This is a genomic window from Sinorhizobium garamanticum, assembly GCF_029892065.1.
GTDB classification, from domain to species: Bacteria; Pseudomonadota; Alphaproteobacteria; order Rhizobiales; family Rhizobiaceae; genus Sinorhizobium; species Sinorhizobium garamanticum.
The window spans coordinates 2,836,455-2,856,342 of sequence record NZ_CP120373.1; the positions used below are offsets into that span (position 1 = coordinate 2,836,455).

Sequence of the window (19,888 nt, forward strand, 5' to 3'; positions counted from 1 at the left end):
CCCTGCCATCCGCTGGATAGCGAGCGGACTTTGCCGGCTGCGTGAAGCAAAATTGTGGCAATGGCTCTATTCGCGCCATTTCTCCGCGTCACGGGCTCAATAGGGCCTGCCGTGGGCGGCCGCAGCGGATCTATCCAGGATTGCGTCGGCCTGTCCCGGCACCCGGATATGTGTTACTCATTTCCGATTGTTCGGGAGCGCGGCCATGGAAAGCGCGAAGGGGAAACCAGCCCGCAAGACCGGCGGCAAGACCGCCGAGGCGAGGGTGAGTGAGGGCAGCCGGAAGGCGACCAAGGACGAGGCCGGCACCGCCTCGGTTTTCCTCGAGAAAGACCCCGGGATCTGCCTCGTCTACCACGTCAAGGATGCGCAGGGCCGTTATCTTACGGACGAACAGGCCGTGCGCGCGCTGCAGTCTTCGGCATTGCCGGCAGACACGATGGTCGCGCGCAAGGCAAGCGGCATCCGCATCTGCGCGGACGGCGATTCCTGGATCAATATCCTCTGGCCGCTATCGGCGCTGGCGGGTTACGCACCGACATTCTTCGATGTCCTCGAGGGACGCTACTACGCCCAGAACGTCGCCTATCCGGGTGATACCTTCGAGCAGATGCGGCAGAAGAAGGATTACCGCCAGCTGGTGAAATCCGCCTCATTCGACTTCTTCATCTTTTCGGGTGGCGGCAACGACATCCTCGGCGGTGGCGCCCTGACGGAGCTGCTGCGGCCGAGGACCTCCGGCATGCCCGGCGATCCAAGAAGCTTTCTCCGCCTGGATGTCCTGGACCGCAAGGTGCGGTCGCTCGAGGAAGGCTATAACGAGATCGCGCGCGACGTCGCGATTCTGTCGTGCCCGAAGCGGACGCAGATGCTGGTCCATGGCTACGACGTTCCGAAGCCGGTGGCGAACGGCCCGTGGCTCGGCCAGCCCTTCACCCGCCGCGGCTTCAGCCTGACGGGCGACGGCGTGCTGATCGAAGGGATTCTCACCTATCTCGTTGACCGTCTCTACGACATGCTCGAGCGGATCGAGCGCGCCCAGGACAATGTCACCGTCGTCCGCCTGAAGGACGTCGTGCAGGGGCGGTGGAACGATGAACTTCACCCGCGGAAGGTAGCGTCGCAGGACCTGGCGCAGAAGTTCGTCTCGGTGATGGAGCCTTCGGTGTGATACGGGGCTGCTGCGCCGCGCTCATCCGCATTAGTCCGCGCTGAGCGCCACCGCTGGCTGCAGCCGCGACGCGTTTCTGGCTGGCAGGTAGCCGAAGAGCAAGCCGGTGAGGAATGAACAGGCAAAGGCGAGGGCCACTGGCCCACCAGTGAAGCTCACCGGCATGCCGAAGGTCTTTGCGAGAGCGCCGGTTCCGAGGCCCGCAACGACGCCGATCGCGCCGCCGATCGCAGAGACTACCAGCGCCTCCACAAGGAACTGAACGAGGATGTCGCGCTGGCGGGCTCCGGTGGCCATGCGCACGCCGATCTCGCGGGTTCGCTCGCTGACACTCACCAGCATGATGTTCATGACGCCGATGCCGCCAACCAGCAGCGAAATCGCCGCGACCGAGCCGAGGAAGAGTTTCAAGGTGTTCGATGTGTCGGTGAAGGCCTCCCGCACCGACGACATGTTGGTGATCTGCGTATCCTCCCTCTTGTGGCGTTCGTTGAGCAACGCCTGTATCCGCTCCTGCGTCAGGTCGATCGCCGAGGCGTCCTCGACCTTGATGGTGATGGTGCGGATGTTGCGCTGGCCGAAGATGCGCATGCTGCCTGTGGTGAGCGGCACGAGCACAACGTCGTCCTGATCGTTGCCGCCGGCGCTCGCGCCCTTTTCGTTCATAACGCCGATCACCTGGAAGGGGATCTTGTTGACGAGCACGTATTGGCCGATCGGATCGGAGCCGTCCGCAAACAGGGTTTTGACCACGGTCTGCCCGAGAACCGCGACGGGCGCATAGCCTTCCATGTCGTTGCGGTTAATGAACTCGCCGCGGCCGATGCTCCAGGATTTCGCCTCGGTGAATTGCGGCGCCGTGCCGTTGGCCGTCGTCTGATAGTCGATATTGCCGCGCCGGAGCGTCACCGTCGTCGTCATTTCCGGCACGGCGAAGGCGACATTCGGCACTCCGAGAATTGCGTCGGCATCTGCGGGCACCAGCGTGACGTTGCTTCCTCCCGCGCTGCCGCGGAAATTGGCCATGCTCGGGCGCACCAGCAGAAGATCCGAGCCCATCGAGGAAATGCGGCTGAGCACGAAATCCTGCGCACCGGTGCCGATCGCCAACATGGCGACGACCGAGCCGACGCCGATGACGATGCCGAGCAGCGTCAGGATCGTGCGGAAGAGATTGGCGCGCAGCGCCCGCATCGCCATCTTCACCGCTTCGGAGACATCCGCAATCGCGGCGAAACCCTCGCGCGTGCGCTGGGCGAGGCCGACCGCCGCGTCCGGATTGCTGCGGCCCTTCTTGGTGCGATCGGCAATGATGCGCCCGTCGCGGATCTCAATCAGCCGGTCAGCCTGTTCGGCGACCTCCCGCGAGTGGGTGATCACGATCACCGTGTGGCCGTCCTCGTTCATTTCGCGCAGGAGCGCCAGCACCTCCTCGCCGCTCTGGCTGTCGAGCGCGCCGGTCGGCTCGTCGGCAAGGATGACGCGGCCGCCGTTCATCAGAGCGCGTGCAATCGAGACGCGCTGCTGCTGGCCGCCGGAAAGCTGGCTTGGCCGATGATCGAGCCGGTCACCCAGCTTCAGGGATTCGAGAAGCGCCTGCGCGCGCTTATGCCGGTCCTGTGCGGACACGCCGGCATAGACCGCGGGCACTTCGACGTTCTCCTGCGCGCTCGCAGTCGGGATCAGATTGTAGGCCTGGAAGACGAAGCCGAAGGTGCGGCGGCGCAGCGCCGCGAGCTCGTCGCCATTAAAACCGGAAACCTTTTCGCCGTCGATCAGGTAGTCGCCCGAGGTCGGCTGATCGAGGCAGCCGAGAATGTTCATCAGCGTCGATTTGCCCGAGCCGGACTGGCCGATGATCGCGACGAATTCGCCGGCCTCTATGTCGAGCGAGATATTATGCAAGACCTCGACGGCGAGATCGCCGTTGAAAAAAGTCTTGCTGAGATCCTTGAGCGAGATGAGGGCGGCCATCGGCGTGCTCAGAACATCCGCGGCATGCGCAGGCCGCGGAGTGAGCGGGTATTGCGCATGCTGTTGCCGGTGGAAGCCGACGCCGTATCGACGACGACGCGCTCGCCTTCCTCGAGGCCGTGGACGATTTCGGCGCTGACGCGGTTGCGGATACCGACCTCGACCTCGCGGGTCTCCGTCGCGCCCGAAGGCCTAACGACCGTCACTTCCGTTTTCGACGGTGTGCCCGGCGCGCGCTCGCCATTGGTTTTGATCGCTGCGCTCGGGACGACGAGCACGTCCTTGGCGGCGGCTTGAACGAAGAAGACCTGCGCGCTCATCGACATCATCAGTTCGCCGGTCGGGTTCGGAACATCGAAGAGGGCGTAATAGAGGACGACGTTGTTTGCCGTGTCCGGCATCGGCTCAATCTGGCGCAACTTGCCGGTGAAGCGTCTGCCCGGCTGGCCGAGCAGGGAGAAATAGGCGTCCATGCCGATCTTCAGCTTGCCGACATCGGCCTCGGAGACCTGGGCCTTGACCGTCATCGTCGAAAGATCGGCAATGGTGACGATCGTCGGCGCAGTCTGATTGGCGTTGAGCGTCTGGCCTTCCTTGGCAGGGTTGGCGACGATCGTGCCGGCCATCGGCGCATAGATCTTGGTGTAGCCGAGATCGACCTTGTCGCCGGCAAGCGCAGCCTGCTGCTTGCGGATCTGCGCCTCGATCGCGTGCACGTCGGCGCTCGCAGCCACATGGTCGGCCACGGCCTGCTCAAGTGTCGCTTGCGAGACGCTGTTGCTGGCGACCAGATTGCGCTGACGCTCGATATTCGCCTGTTTCAGAACGAGCTGCGCCTTTTTCGACACGAGCTGCGCCTCGAGATTGGCGAGTTCGGCCTGATCGATCTCGATCCTGTTCTCGATGGTGGCCGGATCGATCTCGGCGACAAGCTGATTCTGCTCGACCTTGTCGCCGATCTGGACATGTAGCGACTTCAACTGACCGGACACCTGTGCGCCGGCATCGACGGATTTGATCGCGTGGAGAGTGCCGACAGCAGTCACGCTGCTTTCGATATCGGCGCGCGTGACGACCTCCGTGATCATCGTCGCGGCCGGCTGCGAGCCGTATTGGCTCCAGGCGTAATAGCCTCCGCCGAGAACGGAAAGGATGACAGGGGCGGCGACCCAAAGGCGCGAGCGGCGCTTCTTTCGAGGCGGCGCCGGCGCAGGAATGACGGTCACGTTGGGCGGCGCCAAACTGCGCGCCGTCACGTCTTCCCTCGTCTGGGCCGTTTTTCCCATGCGCGTGCTCAGCTTGCTCCCCGATCGGGCGATGTGTGTCATTAAGATAAAGGTGAACGCGACCAGCGAAAAGCATTGAGATCATTATATTTTTGTAATGTGCGCCGGGGAGGGCACGGCAGGACGGTGTGGCGGGCTCCGCCCGAGGCGGAAAGCTTATTTCGGCCAGCAGCTTAGGTCCGCCCCCGGAGCGCACGATCGAAATCAGCGGCGCGGCTCGATGAGCGCCGCGACATCGGCGACGCAGGCATGGTGGTCGGCGAGCGCGGCGACTTCCGCCACGTGCAGGTCGCGCGCGCTGACGATGCCCGTCGCAGACGGCAGGTCGCGGGTGGCGCAGGCATCGCCCGCGATGGTGATCTCATAGCCGAGATCGAGTGCTGCACGCGCCGTCGAGGACACGCAATTGTGTGTCATGAAACCGGCGATTACGACCTTCGTGCCGGAGGGGCCGACGAGATCGGCAAGGCCGGTGCCGGAGAAGGCGTTCGGACGTGGCTTTTCGACGATCGCTTCGGCCGGGAGCGGTTTCAGCGCATCGATGAAGGCGCCCCGTTCGGTGGCACGATCGAAGGGACCGCCGGCCGCACCCCTGTGCGCGACATGGATGATTTTCGCGCCGGCCTGCCGTGCAGCGGCAAGCAGGACACCGGCGCGCTCGACGGCGGCTTCCGCGTCGACGAGCGTCAGCGGTCCGGAAAGATACTCGTTCTGATAGTCGATAAGGATCAGCGTCGCATCGCCAAGGGCTGGCGGCGCGGGCTCGCGGCCGGCGAGGGAAAAGAGAGTGAAGGGCGGTCTTGCGGTCGTCATAGCGGGCTCCATTGCCTGTTCAGATGCTTCACCCTATGCTCCGCGAAAACGCCGATGAAGCCGAAGTTTTCGGAGATGAACCTGCATGAATGCAGAGAGCTGGGCTGATCTCGAACTGCTCGACCATATCGTCCGAGGCGGGACGCTGAGTGCCGCCGCGCGCAGCCTCGGGGTCGACCAGACGACCATTGCGCGCCGGCTCGCGGCGCTGGAGCGGCGGATCGGGGCCGCACTTTTCGACCGCATCGGTGGGCGGCTCACGCCGACGCCGGTGCTTGCCACAGTGCTCGACCGGCTGCGGACGATTTCGGAAGAGGCGTCACTGTCGATGGCGGGGCTGATGCGGGCGACGGCGGAGCTTCATGGCCACGTGCGCGTGACGAGCGTCAGCTTCATTCTCAGCCGCATCATCGCGCCGGCGCTCGGCGACCTTGAGCGCAGCCATCCCGGCATCACCCTCGACCTCGTGGCTGACGACCAGGCACTGAGCTTCGAGCGCCGCGAGGCTGATATCGCGGTGCGCCTCGGTCGCACCGGCGAGGACACGACGCGGATCAAGCGCATCGGCGCGATCCGCTTCCGGCTCTGCCGTCCCGCCGGCCTTCCACCGGGCGAGCATCCGATCGTGCGCTACCGTGATACGCTGGCGCACGTGCCGGAGATGCTGGCACTCGACCGGGCGAGGCCGAGGGCTCGCGTCGTGCTCACCGCTGACAAGTTGGAGATCCTGGCCGAGGCGGCACTTGTGCTCGGCGCCGAGGTGATGCTGCCCGAACTCTCCGCCCGGCACGATCCGCGCTTCGAGATCATCGACGAACCGGCGGCCGTGGCCAACCGGCCGGCCTATCTGATGATCCATCCCGAAAGGGCGCGGGTGCCGAGCGTCGCCGCGGTCGCCGCCTTCGTGGAGGCGGCGGTGCGCGGCTGGCGATCTTGAGACCACACCAATCCGGTGACTACAGCGCCGCGCGTCTTATCAGACGCGCAAAGGACGCTGTAGTAATTTGAATCGCTGCATGTTTTTTTCCTTAAATCGGATCCGATTTAAGGAAACATGCAGTAGGCTACTGTGCCTTGCGGGCCGCGCGGCGGATGTAGCGCCCGAAGGCTTCGAGCGTTTCCTCGCTGACATGGTGCTCGATGCCCTCGGCATCGATGCGGGCGGTGGCCGGACTGATGCCCAGCGCGAGGAGAAACGACACGACGATCTCGTGGCGCGCTTTCGACCTTTCGGCGATTTTCCTTCCGGCAGCCGTCAGGAAAACGCCACGGTATGGCCGCTGGACGATCAATTCTTCGGCAGCCAGCCGCTTCAGCATTTTGGCCACCGTCGGCTGGGCGACGCCTAGCCTCTGCGCGATTTCGACCTGCCTTGCCTCGCCGCTGTCATCGATTAGGTCGGCAATCAGTTCGACATAGTCCTCGACGAGCTCGGTCCGCCGGTTGCTGCGGGTCTGGCGGAAGCTCTCGACCTGCGTTTCCGGGTCGATAAGCGGCGTCGTGATTTCTTCGGATCGGGCGGTTTGGTCGGACATTACATGGCTCCTTGAACAACATCGTAAGCCCCCGTTGAAATCATAGCAATGGCTAAAAATGTGTCGCCGCCTGCAACTCCCACGCACCGAACGGCCGCCGCTGTCGACTTAGCCATTGCTATATTGTCTGACTTATGCTTATTTTGTTGTATCGTACTAACGATGGAGCGCCCGCATGACGAGATGGGGGCCGTTTGAAATCACCAGACGCGGACTGCTCTGGGGCAGCGTTACGGCCGCCGGCGGGAGCGTGATCTGCGCGAGCGGATCGTCCGTCGCTCAATCTAGCCATTTGGCCGACCATTCAGCACATTCAGCCGCTTCGCCTCAAACGGGTCATGGTTCCGCCCACGGCGCGATGATCACCGTCGGTGAGGTCGATGAAATGCGCAATGGCTTCGAGACCGCGAAGCTGCTGACGGAGTGGGACACGGGTACCGTCTCCCGGCTGCCCGACGGCCGGGTCCTTCGTACCTTCGAGGTGGAGGGGTACGACAAGGAAATCGAAATCGCGCCCGGCATCATGTTCCCGGCGTGGACGTACAACGGACGCGTGCCCGGCCCGTCGCTCAGGGCTACCGAGGGTGACCGGCTACGGATCGTCTTCAGGAATTCGGGTTCGCATCCCCACTCGATGCACTTCCATGGCATCCACGCGGCCCGCGTGGACGGCGTTCCCGGCGCGGGCCTCACCGATCCCGGCGGCGAGTTCGTATACGAATTCGACGCGCGGCCGTTCGGTTGCCATCTCTACCACTGCCACGCCCTTCCGCTGAAGCGGCACATCCAGAAGGGCATGTACGGCCTTTTCGTCGTCGATCCCGATCCGGCCAGGCATCCGGAGCTTGCCGACATCGCCCGCTCCCGCCTGCTCGGCACGCCGGAAAACGCCGAATGGCAGGAGTTTGCCATGGTGATGAACGGCTTCGACACCAATTTCGACAGCGAAAACGAAGTCTATGCGGTGAACACGGTCGCGCATGCCTACATGAAGCGGCCGATCAGGATCGTGCGGGACAGGCCGGTCCGCATCTATCTGGCCAATGTCGTCGAATTCGACCCGATCAACTCGTTCCATCTGCACGCCAATTTCTTCGATTATTTCGACCAGGGTACGACCCTGACGCCGACCCTCAAGACGGTGGACCTGATCACCCAGTGCCAGGCCCAGCGCGGCATCCTCGAATTTTCCTTCAAGGACCACGAACCCGGCCTCTACATGTTCCATCCGCATCAGTCGGAGTTCACCGAACTCGGTTGGTCGGGCATGTTCGATGTCGTGGAGGCGATCGCATGAACGAGGTCTCCCACATAACGGCGGCCAACCCGACTTCTGGTCCGGCGCGGAAATCACGTGCGGCGCTCTTGTGGCTCATCCTGCCGATGGCGGCACTTGGCCTGGCCATCGTTTGGCTTGTGGCCACGAATCCGCTGCAGCGCTTCGGAAATGGCGCGCCACCGGTCGAGGCTTTGACGTTCGAGCGGACGATCTTGTCGGATGACGGCATCCGCGTTCTCGTGCGCGCCGGCGGTTCCGAGCCGATGACGATCGCCCAGGTCCAGGTCGACGACGCCTATTGGCAGTTCACGCAGGCTCCGCCCGGGCCGATCAGCCGCGGGGCGACAGCCTGGATCCATTTGCCCTTCCCGTGGGTGCTGGGGGAGGCGCACGCGATCAACATCGTCACCAACACCGGTGCGACGTTCGAGCACGAAATCGCAGTCGCCGTGCCGACACCGGCGCACAATGCCAAAAGTCTGCTCTCGCAAGCGCTGCTCGGCGTCGCTGTCGGCCTCGTCCCCGTGGCGATCGGGATGATGTTCTATCCCGCTCTCAGCGGCGTCGGCCGTGATGGCATGGATTTCCTGCTTGCGCTGACCGTCGGGTTGCTGGCGTTCCTTCTCGTCGATGCCGCGGCGGAAGCCTTCGAGCTTGCGGGCGAGTCCGCCGCCATCTTCCAGGGGCAGGCGATGGTCTGGCTTGCGGCCGCTGCCAGCTTCCTTCTGCTGATGGCAGTCGGCCGACGTCAGGGCGCGCCGAGCGGGCTTGCGCTCGCAACCTTCATCGCGCTCGGCATCGGCCTGCATAACCTCGGCGAAGGACTGGCCATCGGTGCGGCTTTCGCGGCAGGCGCAGCCGGGTTGGGCGCCTTCCTGGTGCTGGGGTTCATGGCGCACAACATCACCGAGGGTATCGGAATTTCGGCGCCGCTGCTGAAGAAGCGGCCGGCGCTTTGGGTCTTTGCGGCCTTGGCTTTGCTCGCCGGAGGACCTGCCGTCGTCGGGCTCTGGATTGGCAGCCTTGCCTACGCGCCACAATGGTCGGCGCTGGCTCTGGCAGTCGGAGCGGGGGCGATACTGCAGGTCATGGTCGAGGTCGCCGCCTATCTGATGCGCTCCGACGGGCGCGGGTCGGCGGCGCTCCTCGCCCCGGCCACGATCGCGGGACTGACGACCGGGGTCGCTTTCATGTACGGGACGGCGATGCTCGTGAAGATCTGAGCTCGTCGCGTCGCATGCGCTGGCCAATCCAGCGGTTCCGGTTGCTGTCCTATTCGCATGCCGGATTCATTTTCTCGCAAATTCGCCTTGACGCTCTCGTGCCATCGCATTAGAAAAAATGCGAACCGTACCGTACGGTACTAATGGAGCGATGGCGAAGTGCAGGGTGTCTTGGAGAGCAGGGGGGTAATTGCCGCAAGCGGTCTGACCGAGCGTCAGGGCGCCGTGCTCGAACAGGCGCTGAGACTGCTCGTCGATGGCGGCGAGAAGGCGCTGACGACTGCGGGCATCGCACGAGCCGCCAATTGCTCCAAGGAAAGCCTCTACAAATGGTTCGGCGATCGCGACGGGTTGCTTTCGGCGATGATCAGCTACCAGGCGAGCAAGGTGAGGACCCTCGACGTTTCCGCCGGGGCGCTCGACGCGGAGGGCCTGCGCCGGCATCTTGTCGCCTTTGCCAAGGACCTGCTTGAGGTGCTTGCCGGCGACGTGTCGCTGGCGCTGAACCGGCTGGCGATCGGCCAGGCAAGCCGCGAGGGATCGAAGCTCGGCCATATGCTGCAGGAGCGTGGCCGCCGCCAGATCGGCCGGCGCGCCGGCGCGCTGCTTGAAGCTGGCCGCAGGGCAGGGCTTCTCGCCTTCGACGATGCCGAGGAGGCTTATGGTGCGCTTTACGGTCTCGTCGTTTCCGACTGGCATTTGCGGATGCTGCTCGGCGAGGAGCCAGGCGAAATGAAGAAGGGTTTCAGCCGCAGGGCGGAGCGGGCGGTCGACGCCTTTCTCACGCTCTACGGCAAGAAAGGGTAGCGGCGGGTCTCAAACGGACGCATAAGCCTTTGCGAAGATCAAGGGGATCTTCCGGGTCATCCGTTTGGGCCAGCCAGAGGAACAACAGACAAGCAAAGGGAAGGAAAATTCGATGCGCGTCTATTACGATCGTGATGCCGATCTCAACCTGATCAAGTCCAAGAAGGTCGCCATCGTCGGCTATGGCAGCCAGGGCCGCGCCCATGCGCTGAACCTCAAGGACTCCGGCGCCAAGGAAATCCGCATTGCGCTGAAGCCGGGCTCGGCAACCGCCGCCAAGGTCGAGGCCGACGGTCTTTCGGTTCTCTCGGTCGCGGAAGCCGCCAAGTGGGCCGACCTCATCATGATGGCGACGCCGGACGAACTGCAGGCCGATATCTACAAGGGCGAGATCGCCGACAACATCCGCGACGGCGCAGCGATCGCGTTCGCACACGGCCTCAACGTCCATTTCGGCCTGATCGAGCCGAAGGCTTCGGTCGACGTCGTCATGATCGCGCCGAAGGGCCCGGGCCATACGGTTCGCGGCGAATATCAGAAGGGCGGCGGCGTTCCCTGCCTCGTTGCCGTTCACCAGAACGCCTCCGGCAACGCGCTTGATCTCGCGCTCTCCTACGCCTGTGGCGTCGGCGGCGGCCGCTCGGGCATCATCGAAACCAACTTCAAGGAAGAGTGCGAAACCGACCTCTTCGGCGAGCAGGTCGTTCTCTGCGGCGGTCTGGTCGAGCTCATCCGCGCCGGTTTCGAAACGCTGGTCGAAGCCGGCTATGCCCCGGAAATGGCCTATTTCGAGTGCCTGCACGAAGTGAAGCTGATCGTCGACCTGATCTATGAAGGCGGCATCGCCAACATGAACTACTCGATCTCCAACACCGCCGAGTGGGGCGAATACGTCACCGGCCCGCGCATCATCACCGAAGAAACCAAGGCCGAGATGAAGCGCGTTCTCAAGGACATCCAGACCGGCAAGTTCACCTCGGAATGGATGCAGGAGTACCGTTCGGGTGCCGCCCGCTTCAAGGGCATCCGCCGCGTCAACGACGCCCACCAGATCGAGGAAGTCGGCGCGAAGCTGCGCGGCATGATGCCCTGGATCGGCAAGAACAAGCTGGTCGACAAGGCAAAGAACTAAAAACTATCTCTAGGGGAGCTGTAGTGGCTCCCCTAGAGATTCTCGTAAGCGGAACCTAAGAAGACGCCGTTGTTAGACATCACATCGTTGATCTCGTCCAGGGCATCGTTAATCTGAGCGCAAAACTCAGTGAGCTTGAATAGTTTTCTGTTGAATTTTTCAGATTTGATACCGATCACTGCATCTACTTCTTCGCGGCTGTTTATTGCCCTTATTAGATCTGCCTCTAGGCCGATGAGGAATTTCTTCACTCCTACATCTTTCATGACCTCGATGTCGACGCCGTGAATTATGTTCCCGAGTATGTTCCAGAGGGAATCGCTTTTCTTCTTGCCGTCTCTCTCTGTCTGGCACAGGACATCTTATCTCCAAGTTCTTGGACCTTATGAGCGGCTGGGAAGTCGTTACTTCTGCCAACCTTCGCACTGAAATAGACAGAAGCAGGAGGTCTTTTTTGCATATTCCCCCGCGACAATGAAATATTCTCCGTCCCCTATTTTCTCCAGGCTTCGTGAAGTGCTGTACGTTGCCAGACGCGCAAGCGCCTCAATTGCGTCGTGATAAGCATGTCTGCACAAAGCGGCGTTCAACCGCAGTTTCAGTTCGCCGTTCGACATTCTGCCCATTTGGTTTGTTAGGGTAATTCTTTCTAACTTCTATCGATTCCCAGGGTGATATTAAACGCTCGATCAGATCGAAAATTCGCGAAGTTGCACGCCATGGTGCCCTGACGTGCAACAACAAGCTGGCCCACAAGGGGAGAACTAAGACTTCTCGGCAGAAAACTAAGGAAGCCGGGCTCGCGCTCCGGCTTTCTCGTTTGTGCTGAAGGGAAGCTTCGCTGACGCGGGCGACGAGCCGGCGCCAGAGCCGAAGGGCATCACATGGGATCCTTGCCCTTCATGGCATTTTCCATATGGGACTTGCACTTTGCCTGGTCGTTCGCCGCCATTGCTTCCTTGGCCATGGCAAGCTCTTTCTGCGCCATCTCCTTGCGTCCCGAGTCGGTGATCTGGCCGACATCGGTTTCGAGCTTCGTCAAGCCCGCCTGGTCGCAAGTGATATCGGCCTGTGCAAAGACGGGCGATGCAATAACCGTGAGCATGGCAGCCGCAACCAACGCTTTGTTCAACATGATGGAACCTCCGATGTTCTTGACTGCACTTCGCGTGCAATTCGTGGAGTTCCAACCACTGTCCTCAATTTCGGTTCCATCCAGACGCGCCTAAGCGCGGCGATGCGCGTTCGAGATGCAACGAAGAAGCGGTTCGTACTTGCGAACCGTTGAGGCTCAATCGAGATAGAAATTGCGCGGCCATTTATGCGCGCGCAGTTTCTCGCGCTGCTCGCTAGGAAGGCCGCGTCCGTCGCCGATCGCGCAATTGCGCTCGACATTGCGGACCGAGCGCATGCCGGGGATGACGGTCGAAACGGCCGGGTGGCTGAGCACGAAGCGGAGCGCCGTTTCGGCGAGCGCGTCGGGGGCGATTGCCAGGTCCTCGACGATCTTGCGCGCGCGTTCCTCGACCTCGCGCTTGCGCTCGCCGCGGAAATAATTGGCCCTGAAGTCTCCTTCCGGGAAGAAGGAGTCGGCGCGGATCTGTCCCGTCAAGCCGCCCTCGTCGAGCGCCACCCGGACGATCACGCCGACATTGTAGCGCTCGCACGCCGGGAACAGCTTCTCCTCGGGCGTCTGTTCGAAGACGTTGTAGATCACCTGCACGCTGTCGACGACGCCGCTTTCGATGAGGGCGAGGGCGTTTTCCGGCTCGTAGTCATTGATCGACACGCCGAAGAAGCGGATCTTGCCGTCGCGCTTCAACCGCTCGACTGCCGAGAGCCAGTCGCCACGGCCGACCCACTCGTCCGACCAGACGTGAAACTGCTGCACGTCGAGGGTCTCGACGCCGAGGTTTCGGAGACTGGTCTCGGTGCAGGCGATGACGTGGTCGGCGGGGAAGCCATCCTCGACCGGCGTGCCCGGGCGGGCAGGCCATATCCTGTTTTTTGGCGGGATCTTGGTCGCGACGTAGATCGTCTCCGAGCGTTTCTTGAGCAGCTTGCCGACCAGCCTTTCGCTGTGGCCCTCGCCATAGCCGAGCGCCGTATCGATGAAGGTGAGACCGAGGTCGATCGCCCGGTTGAGCGCGCGGGCCGACTCCTCGTCGTTGGCGCCCCGCCAGCCGCTGTTGCCGATGCCCCAGGCACCATAACCGATTTCGGAAACGCTGAGGCCGGTGCGGCCGAGTGTTCTGTAGTGCATGGCTTTTCTCGCAGGTGGGATTGAACGGGTCGATCCGGAACGATCGGTTCTGCAGGTCGCCTTCCACCTAGGTTCCGGGCAAGGGAAGTCAACGAACACTTCGCCTCGGCATTGAGGGCTGTTGACGGGAATGCTAGTTCCTGTCGACCGGCTTCGAGCGCATGCGCGACACGGTTTCGCGCTCGGCGCGCTTGCAGCGTATCGGCGGCAGGCCGCGGTCCATCAAGTCCATGTCCTCGAGCACCATGTCCCCCATGCGCTTGAAGGCGACATCGAGGGCGCCGGCCCGATGCGCCGAACGCAGGAAGCCCGGCAGCGCGCGGACGGGATGATCGAGCCCGAGCGGTTCCTCGGGAAAGACATCGCTGGCGGCGACGATGTGCTTGCTGCGCACGGCCTCCATCAGCGCCTCGAAATCCACGACGCCGGCCCGGCTGAGCAGGATGAAGGCGGCGCCCTTGCGCATCTTCGCGAAGGCGTCGGCGCCGAGGAAACCCTGGTTTTCGCTGGTGACCGAGGCGACGACGAAGACGAAGTCGCTCCCGGACAGGACCTCGTCCAACGAGGCCGGCTCCACGCCGTGCTCGATCAGCATCGACGGCGGCAACCAGGGGTCGAAGACCCGCGTGCGCGTGCGGAAGCCGGAAAGCAGGCGGTTCAGCGCCTTGCCGAGGTCGCCGAAGCCGATGATGCCGACGTCGGCGCCGGAGATGAGCCGCGCCGTGCGGTTGCCATCGCCACCCCACAATTCCTTGCCTTCGCGGAAGGCCAGATCCGCATCGACGATGCCGCGCGCAAGGTTGATCGCCAGGGCAAGACCAAGCTCGGCCACCGGCTCGGCAAAGACCGCGCCGGTCGTCACCACATGGATGCCGCGCTCGAACAGCGTCTCGTAGGGCATGTTGTTGATCAGGTTGGTCTCGACATTGAAGATGCAACGCAGCGACTGCATTCGGGCGAGTAGCTCGCCCGAGATCGGCGGTTGGCCGATGATGTAGCAGGCCCCCGCCAAAGTCTCGTCGGGCAGTGCGGCAATGCCGCTGTCGGTCGTCTCGACGATCCGGTAGCCGGCGCGGAGTCGGGCGAGCGAAGGCGGGGTGAAAATGAGCTCGAGCGTACGCGGTTCCGGTGCGCTGATCACCAGCGGCAGCGAATTGTCGGACATGGCTTCTTCCTCCCGGTCGGCTCCTTCCGATGCATTCGGTACATGTACCGCTGACGGAAAGGTGTACGCCAAATTAAACGATTTACAACCGCGAAAAATCGATTTATCGCTTGATACGCGACACTCGGCAGACTGCTTGCTCTCGGGAGGAGAGGATGGTTCATCGGGAAGCGCATGCGCGGCGGCCGTCGATCCACGACGTGGCCAATAGTGCCGGCGTCTCTGCCGCGACGGTGTCGAAAGTCCTGCAAGGTGTCGCGACGGTGAAGCCCGAGAACGTCCAGCGCGTGTTCGACGCGGTGGCATTGCTCGGTTATCGCATCGATCCGCTCGCCTCGGACTTAAGGCGGGCCAAGCGCCGCATCATCGGCGCGATCGTTCCGGAATTCGAAAGCGAATTCTTCGGCTCCATGATCACGCAGCTGGAACGGCTGGCCGAACAGCGCGGCTATGCGCTCGTCGCGGCGTCGAGCCGGGAGTCGGAAGCGCGCGAAAAGGAAATCCTCGCCCGCATGCATGACTGGCGCGTCTCCGGCGTCGTGCTGGCGCCGGTGCGCAACGAGCACGGGCCGGCGGCGGGCTTCATGAAGAAGAACGGCATGACCGGCGTGCTGATCGACCGGGTGCTCGCCGACGATGCCTTCGACACGGTATCGGCCGACAGTGTTTCGGCGAGTGCCGAGGTGGCGCGTGAGCTCGTCGAAAGAGGCCACCGCCATATCCTCGTGCTAGGTCTTGGCGAGCAGGCGGCGACGGTCCGCGCCCGGCTGGAGAGTTTTCGCGAGCGCGCGCTGCAGCTCGCCCCGGATACCCGCGTCGACGTGATCCTTTCGGAAAGCGATGTCGAGCCGCTGCGATCGTCGCTGCGGGATTATTTCGCCAAGGGCGAGCGGCCGACCGCTGTCTATTCGCTGTTCTTGAGGGGCACGCTGGTCGCGCTCAGCGAATTCCGCCGGCGCGGGTGGCACTGCCCGAACGACATTTCCCTTGTCGGCTTCGACGATGCGGAGTGGATGCAGGTGACATGGCCGGCGATCGCGGCGGTCGTGCAACCTGTCAGGCAGATCGCCATCCAGGCGATGGACGTGCTGTTTCGCCGGATCGAGGGGGGAGGGGGGCCGCCCATCGCGCGGCTCGAGCCATGCAAGGTCTTGATGCGGGAATCCGTTGGGTCGCCAGGTAACGGACCGCATTCCGGGGGAGGAAAACGACAATGACCCCGATTGTCGAAGACGGAAGGCAAGCGCCGGATCTGGCTGGAACTCACGGTGCGTGACATCAACTGGAGGAAACGATGCAACCATTTTTCGCGAGGATAAATCGATTTACTTTGGCGTTGGGCGTTGCAATGGCCTTCGCCGCGCCTGCTATCGCCGAAGATGGCGAATACGGCGTCCTGATGAAAACGCTTGCCAATCCGTTCTGGGGCGCCATGGCTCAGGGGGTCGAGGATGGCGCCAAGGAAGCCGGCGTGAAATATTTCCTGCAAGCCGCCGAAAGCGACCAGGCGGCCGAGCCACAGCTCAATCTCTGCAACACGATGCTCGAACGCAAGCCGGTGGCGATGATCACCGCCGCCATCAACTCGACGAACCTCTTGCCGTGCCTCAAGGCTGCGCAGGATGCCGGCATCAAGGTCGTCGATCTCGACGGCAATCTTGACCAGGCCGTGCTCGACAAGGAGGGCATAAAGATCACCTTCCGCATCGGCTCGGACAATGTCGCGGCGGGCGCGCAGGGCGCCGACTATCTCGTCGAGAAGCTCGGCAAGGACGCCAAGGGGCCGGTGCTGGTGATCGAGGGCCTGTCGGGCAACGTCACCGGGCAGAGGCGCGCTCAAGGATTTGCGGCACGGCTGAAGGAACTGGCACCCGGCCTTGAGGTCGTCGCCTCGCTTCCCGGCGACTGGGACCGTGGCAAGGCGGCCTCGATCACCAACGACATCCTGACCCGCAACCCGGACCTCGTCGGCATCTTCGCCGCCAATGACGGCATGGCGCTCGGGGCCGTGGAGGCGGTCTATGCTGCCGGCAAGGGCGACCAGGTGACGATCATCGGCGTCGACGGCAATTCCGATGCGGTGAAGTCGATCAAGGACGGCAGGCTCAACGCTTCGGTCGCCCAGCTTCCCTATCTCGTCGGAAAGCAGGCGGTCGAGAACGTCAAGAAGGCGATCGCCGGCGAAAGCGTCACGGCGGATATCGCCGTGCCCACGCTGGTGCTGACCAAGGACGTGCTCGATGCCGGCAAGGAGCCGATGCTTCAATACGTCAAGTGAGCTTTGCCGAACCCGGCTGGCGCGCCATCCTGCGCCAGCCGCCTCTTTGCTGTTGCATGTTCCCGAAATCGGAGCCGATTCAAGGAACATGCGGCCATTCACGGTGTTACAGCGACCTTTGTGCGTCTGAAGATGCGCAGCGCTGTAGAGGTGGGAACCATGACACACGAAACGGCGCAACAAACGGCACAACCCGGCCTCTGGGCGCGGGCGCAACGAACATCGGTCGAACAACTGCATATACGGCTGGAATCCTTCATCGTCCTGATCGTGCTCAGCGCCGTCATGGCCGTGCTCTCGCCGTTCTTCCTGTCGCTCAGCAATTTCCTCAACATCCTGCTTGCCACCTCGACAATCGGCGTGCTGGCTATTGCCGCCACCTATGTCATCGGCTCCGGCGGGCTGGACCTGTCCCTCGGGTCGGTGATGGGGCTTTCCGGCGTGGCGGGCGCCTATGTCGCCGTCAATCTCGGCGCGCCTTCGGCGATCGGGCTTGCCGCCTGCATCCTGGCGGGGGCGGCCGCCGGCTACGTCAACGGCCAGCTGATCACGCGCGCCTTCGTCCCGGCCTTCATCGTGACGCTCGGCATGCTGGGGCTGGCGCGTGGGCTGGCGCTCGTCATTTCCGACGGCCGGGTGATCTATGGCCTGCCGGCCGCGATGGTCTATGTCGGCCAGGGGCGGCCGCTTGGCATTCCGATGCCGGTGATCATCTTCATCATCACAGCGATCGTCGCCCATTGCGTGCTCGCCTATTCGAAATTCGGCCGCCACACCATGGCGCTCGGGGACTCCGAAAGTGCCGCGCGCGCCGCCGGCATACGCGTCGAGCGGCACAGGCGCATCCTTTACACGCTCTCCGGCGCGCTCGCCGGGCTTGCCGGCATGCTGTTCATGGCCCGTATCAACTCCGGCGATCCGACGGCGGGCCTCAACTACGAACTGACGGCGATCACCGCGGCCATCATCGGCGGCACCAATCTTTTCGGCGGCCGCGGCTCCATCCTCGGCACCATGATCGGCGCGCTGATCATGGGCGTGCTGCAGAACGGTCTCAACCTGCTCGCGGTGCAGTCCTATTACCAGCAGATGGCGATCGGCGCGGTTCTGATCCTCGCGGTTTTCATCGACCAGTATCAGGTACGCAAGGAGAGCCGCGTATGACCCTGCTTACTCTCTCCGGCATCCGCAAAAGCTTTGGCGCGGTCGACGTGCTGCATGGTGTCGATCTCTCTGTCGAGAAGGGCGAGGTAGTCGGCCTCGTTGGCGACAACGGCGCCGGCAAGTCGACGCTTATGAAGGCGATCACCGGTATCTACCGGGCCGACGCCGGCTCGATCGAGTTCGATGGCAAGGACGTGCTGCCGCTCGATCCCGGTGCGCGGCGCGAGCTCGGCATCGAGATGATCTATCAGGACCTGTCGCTGGCAAAACAGCAGGACGTGGCGAGCAATATTTTTCTCGGCCGCGAACCGACCCGAAAACTGTTCGGCCTGTTTCCCGGCTTCATCGACAAGGCCCGGATGGACCGCGAGGCGGCAAGCATGATCGCGCGGCTCGGCGCCCACCTGCCATCGATAAACCGCTCGGTCGGCTCCTTTTCCGGCGGCCAGCAGCAGACCGTGGCGATTGCCCGGGCGCTCACCTTCAATCCGAAGCTCGTCATCATGGACGAACCGACGGCGGCGTTGGCGGTGCGCGAGGTGCAAGGCGTGCTCGATCTCATCCGCCGGCTGAAATCGGAAGGCATTGCCGTGATCCTGATCTCCCATCGCCTGAACGACGTGCTTGCGGTCACAGACCGAATCGTCGTCCTGCGTCACGGGCGGGCCGACGCCAACCTTGCCACCGCCAGAACCAACATGAGCGAGGTCGTCAGCCGCATCGTCGGCGGCGGCGACCTTTCGGCTGCGGCCATGCACGAACAACGAGGCTGACTTCATGAACATCTTCGGACTGCATACTTTCGCGATCGCGCCGGTCTGGGACCTGTCGCGCATCGAGCCGCAGATGGATCGCCTCAAGGAGCACGGCATCGGGCTCCTGGAAATTCCGCTGCTGAGACCAAGGGAAATTGACACCCGGCGGACGCGAGCCTTTGCCGGCCATTACGGCGTCGAGCTCATACCGTCGCTCGGGCTGCCCCGGGCGCTCGACATTGTTGCACACCCGCAGGACGGGCTCGATTTCCTGGAGCCTGCCTTTCGTGTCTGCGAGGAGGTCGGCAGCTTCGGGCTCGCCGGCGTCACCTATGGCTCGATCGGCAAGACCACCGGCCGTGCGGCGACGACCAGGGAGATCGACGGAATGTGCCGGTTTCTCGAACGGGCGGCGAAAGCGGCAAGGTCACACGGCCTGAAGCTAGGCATCGAGCCCTGCAACCGATACGAGACTCACCTCATCAACCGCGGCATCGACGCCGCGCGGATCATCGAGCGGATCGGTGCTGACAATATCTTCATCCATCTCGACACCTATCACATGCATATCGAGGAGGAGAGTTTTGCCGCAGGCTTCAATGCGGCGGCGCCCTATCTCGGTTATGTGCATGTCTCCGAGGCCAACCGCGGTGTGCCCGGACGCGGCATGCTGAACTGGCAGGCCTGCATGAAGGCGATCGCCGACATCGGCTACGAGGGCCCGATCACGCTCGAAAGCATGAACCATGTCGACCGGGACATAGCGGGAGGGCTGGCAATCTGGCGGCCGGTCGCCGAAGACCCGCGCGACGTCATCGAAGTCGGCTTGCCGTTCCTGCGCGAGACGGCCCGGGCGGCGGGCCTGCAACTGGGCTGAAAACACAAAAACAGGCTGACGCTCAACGGCGCAAACCCCTGCCGCTCGCCGTCCGTGCGCTGCCCGCTGCACCCGCACCATGAACGGCCGACGGTCCTGAATGATCGTAGGTTTTCGAAGATTTTCAGCACTCCCGGTCCCGGGCGCGACTTCAAAAAGACGATTG

Annotated in this window: 19 protein-coding genes; 11 read left to right on the forward strand and 8 right to left on the reverse strand. The window is 63.2% G+C overall.

Translation table 11 applies throughout. The features are described 5' to 3' along the window. The first annotated feature begins 205 nt into the window (after positions 1-205). Complete coding sequence (locus tag PZN02_RS13215; protein ID WP_280658433.1) at positions 206-1,171, forward strand: hypothetical protein; 966 nt, start codon at positions 206-208, stop codon at positions 1,169-1,171. A 30-nt stretch (positions 1,172-1,201) separates the two neighbouring features. On the opposite strand, the gene PZN02_RS13220 is transcribed toward PZN02_RS13215, so the two are convergent. The 3 genes from PZN02_RS13220 to PZN02_RS13230 form a co-directional block, all read right to left on the reverse strand. Next, the gene (locus tag PZN02_RS13220) at positions 1,202-3,145 is read right to left on the reverse strand and encodes a MacB family efflux pump subunit (protein WP_280658434.1); all 1,944 of its coding nucleotides are present in this window, start codon (positions 3,143-3,145) and stop codon (positions 1,202-1,204) included. An 8-nt stretch (positions 3,146-3,153) separates the two neighbouring features. Then, positions 3,154-4,431, reverse strand: a complete 1,278-nt coding sequence (locus tag PZN02_RS13225; protein WP_280658435.1) for an efflux RND transporter periplasmic adaptor subunit — start codon at positions 4,429-4,431, stop codon at positions 3,154-3,156. Positions 4,432-4,635: 204 nt separating this feature from the next. Then, positions 4,636-5,244, reverse strand: coding sequence for a cysteine hydrolase family protein (locus PZN02_RS13230; protein ID WP_280658436.1), 609 nt, complete (start codon positions 5,242-5,244; stop codon positions 4,636-4,638). Between the two features lie 85 nt (positions 5,245-5,329). Here PZN02_RS13230 and PZN02_RS13235 point away from each other — a divergent pair, with 85 nt between their 5' ends. Continuing rightward, positions 5,330-6,181 (forward strand): LysR family transcriptional regulator, encoded by an 852-nt coding sequence (locus PZN02_RS13235; protein ID WP_280658437.1) that lies wholly within the window; start codon positions 5,330-5,332, stop codon positions 6,179-6,181. Positions 6,182-6,308: 127 nt separating this feature from the next. Here PZN02_RS13235 and mntR read toward each other — a convergent pair whose 3' ends face one another. Continuing rightward, positions 6,309-6,779 carry a manganese-binding transcriptional regulator MntR gene (gene mntR / locus PZN02_RS13240; RefSeq protein ID WP_280658438.1) on the reverse strand — a complete coding sequence of 157 codons (471 nt, stop codon included), beginning with the start codon at positions 6,777-6,779 and terminating at the stop codon, positions 6,309-6,311. 175 nt (positions 6,780-6,954) lie between these two features. Here mntR and PZN02_RS13245 point away from each other — a divergent pair, with 175 nt between their 5' ends. The 4 genes from PZN02_RS13245 to ilvC all read left to right on the forward strand — a co-directional run bounded on the left by PZN02_RS13245 (position 6,955) and on the right by ilvC (position 11,220). After that, the gene (locus tag PZN02_RS13245) at positions 6,955-8,076 is read left to right on the forward strand and encodes a multicopper oxidase domain-containing protein (protein ID WP_280658439.1); all 1,122 of its coding nucleotides are present in this window, start codon (positions 6,955-6,957) and stop codon (positions 8,074-8,076) included. Continuing rightward, the gene (locus PZN02_RS13250; protein ID WP_280658440.1) at positions 8,073-9,281 is read left to right on the forward strand and encodes a ZIP family metal transporter; all 1,209 of its coding nucleotides are present in this window, start codon (positions 8,073-8,075) and stop codon (positions 9,279-9,281) included. The genes PZN02_RS13245 and PZN02_RS13250 overlap by 4 nt, the downstream gene beginning before the upstream one ends. A gap of 159 nt (positions 9,282-9,440) precedes the next feature. Beyond that, a complete protein-coding gene (locus PZN02_RS13255; protein WP_280658441.1) occupies positions 9,441-10,088 on the forward strand; it encodes a TetR/AcrR family transcriptional regulator in 648 nt (215 codons plus the stop codon). Positions 10,089-10,200: 112 nt separating this feature from the next. Beyond that, on the forward strand, positions 10,201-11,220 hold the full coding sequence (ilvC, locus tag PZN02_RS13260) for a ketol-acid reductoisomerase (RefSeq protein WP_173509929.1): 1,020 nt from the start codon (positions 10,201-10,203) through the stop codon (positions 11,218-11,220). A gap of 32 nt (positions 11,221-11,252) precedes the next feature. On the opposite strand, the gene PZN02_RS13265 is transcribed toward ilvC, so the two are convergent. The 4 genes from PZN02_RS13265 to PZN02_RS13280 all read right to left on the reverse strand — a co-directional run bounded on the left by PZN02_RS13265 (position 11,253) and on the right by PZN02_RS13280 (position 14,648). After that, positions 11,253-11,471: a hypothetical protein gene (locus tag PZN02_RS13265; RefSeq protein WP_280658442.1), complete on the reverse strand. Its 219-nt coding sequence runs from the start codon at positions 11,469-11,471 to the stop codon at positions 11,253-11,255. Between the two features lie 629 nt (positions 11,472-12,100). After that, positions 12,101-12,355, reverse strand: a complete 255-nt coding sequence (locus PZN02_RS13270; RefSeq protein WP_280658443.1) for a hypothetical protein — start codon at positions 12,353-12,355, stop codon at positions 12,101-12,103. Positions 12,356-12,511: 156 nt separating this feature from the next. Continuing rightward, positions 12,512-13,483, reverse strand: a complete 972-nt coding sequence (locus PZN02_RS13275) for an aldo/keto reductase (protein WP_280658444.1) — start codon at positions 13,481-13,483, stop codon at positions 12,512-12,514. A 133-nt stretch (positions 13,484-13,616) separates the two neighbouring features. Next, on the reverse strand, positions 13,617-14,648 hold the full coding sequence (locus PZN02_RS13280) for a hydroxyacid dehydrogenase (protein ID WP_280658445.1): 1,032 nt from the start codon (positions 14,646-14,648) through the stop codon (positions 13,617-13,619). A 155-nt stretch (positions 14,649-14,803) separates the two neighbouring features. On the opposite strand from PZN02_RS13280, the gene PZN02_RS13285 reads away from it, so the two are divergent. The 5 genes from PZN02_RS13285 to PZN02_RS13305 all read left to right on the forward strand — a co-directional run bounded on the left by PZN02_RS13285 (position 14,804) and on the right by PZN02_RS13305 (position 19,722). Next, on the forward strand, positions 14,804-15,865 hold the full coding sequence (locus tag PZN02_RS13285; RefSeq protein ID WP_280658446.1) for a LacI family DNA-binding transcriptional regulator: 1,062 nt from the start codon (positions 14,804-14,806) through the stop codon (positions 15,863-15,865). Positions 15,866-15,942: 77 nt separating this feature from the next. Next, positions 15,943-16,926 carry a sugar ABC transporter substrate-binding protein gene (locus PZN02_RS13290; protein ID WP_280658447.1) on the forward strand — a complete coding sequence of 328 codons (984 nt, stop codon included), beginning with the start codon at positions 15,943-15,945 and terminating at the stop codon, positions 16,924-16,926. A 159-nt stretch (positions 16,927-17,085) separates the two neighbouring features. Next, entirely contained in the window at positions 17,086-18,090 is a 1,005-nt protein-coding gene (locus PZN02_RS13295; RefSeq protein WP_280658448.1) for an ABC transporter permease, read from the forward strand. After that, positions 18,087-18,863, forward strand: coding sequence for an ATP-binding cassette domain-containing protein (locus PZN02_RS13300; protein ID WP_280658449.1), 777 nt, complete (start codon positions 18,087-18,089; stop codon positions 18,861-18,863). Before PZN02_RS13295 ends, PZN02_RS13300 begins: the two co-directional genes overlap by 4 nt. A 4-nt stretch (positions 18,864-18,867) precedes the next feature. Next, positions 18,868-19,722 (forward strand): sugar phosphate isomerase/epimerase family protein, encoded by an 855-nt coding sequence (locus PZN02_RS13305; protein ID WP_280658450.1) that lies wholly within the window; start codon positions 18,868-18,870, stop codon positions 19,720-19,722. Positions 19,723-19,888: the final 166 nt, after the last annotated feature.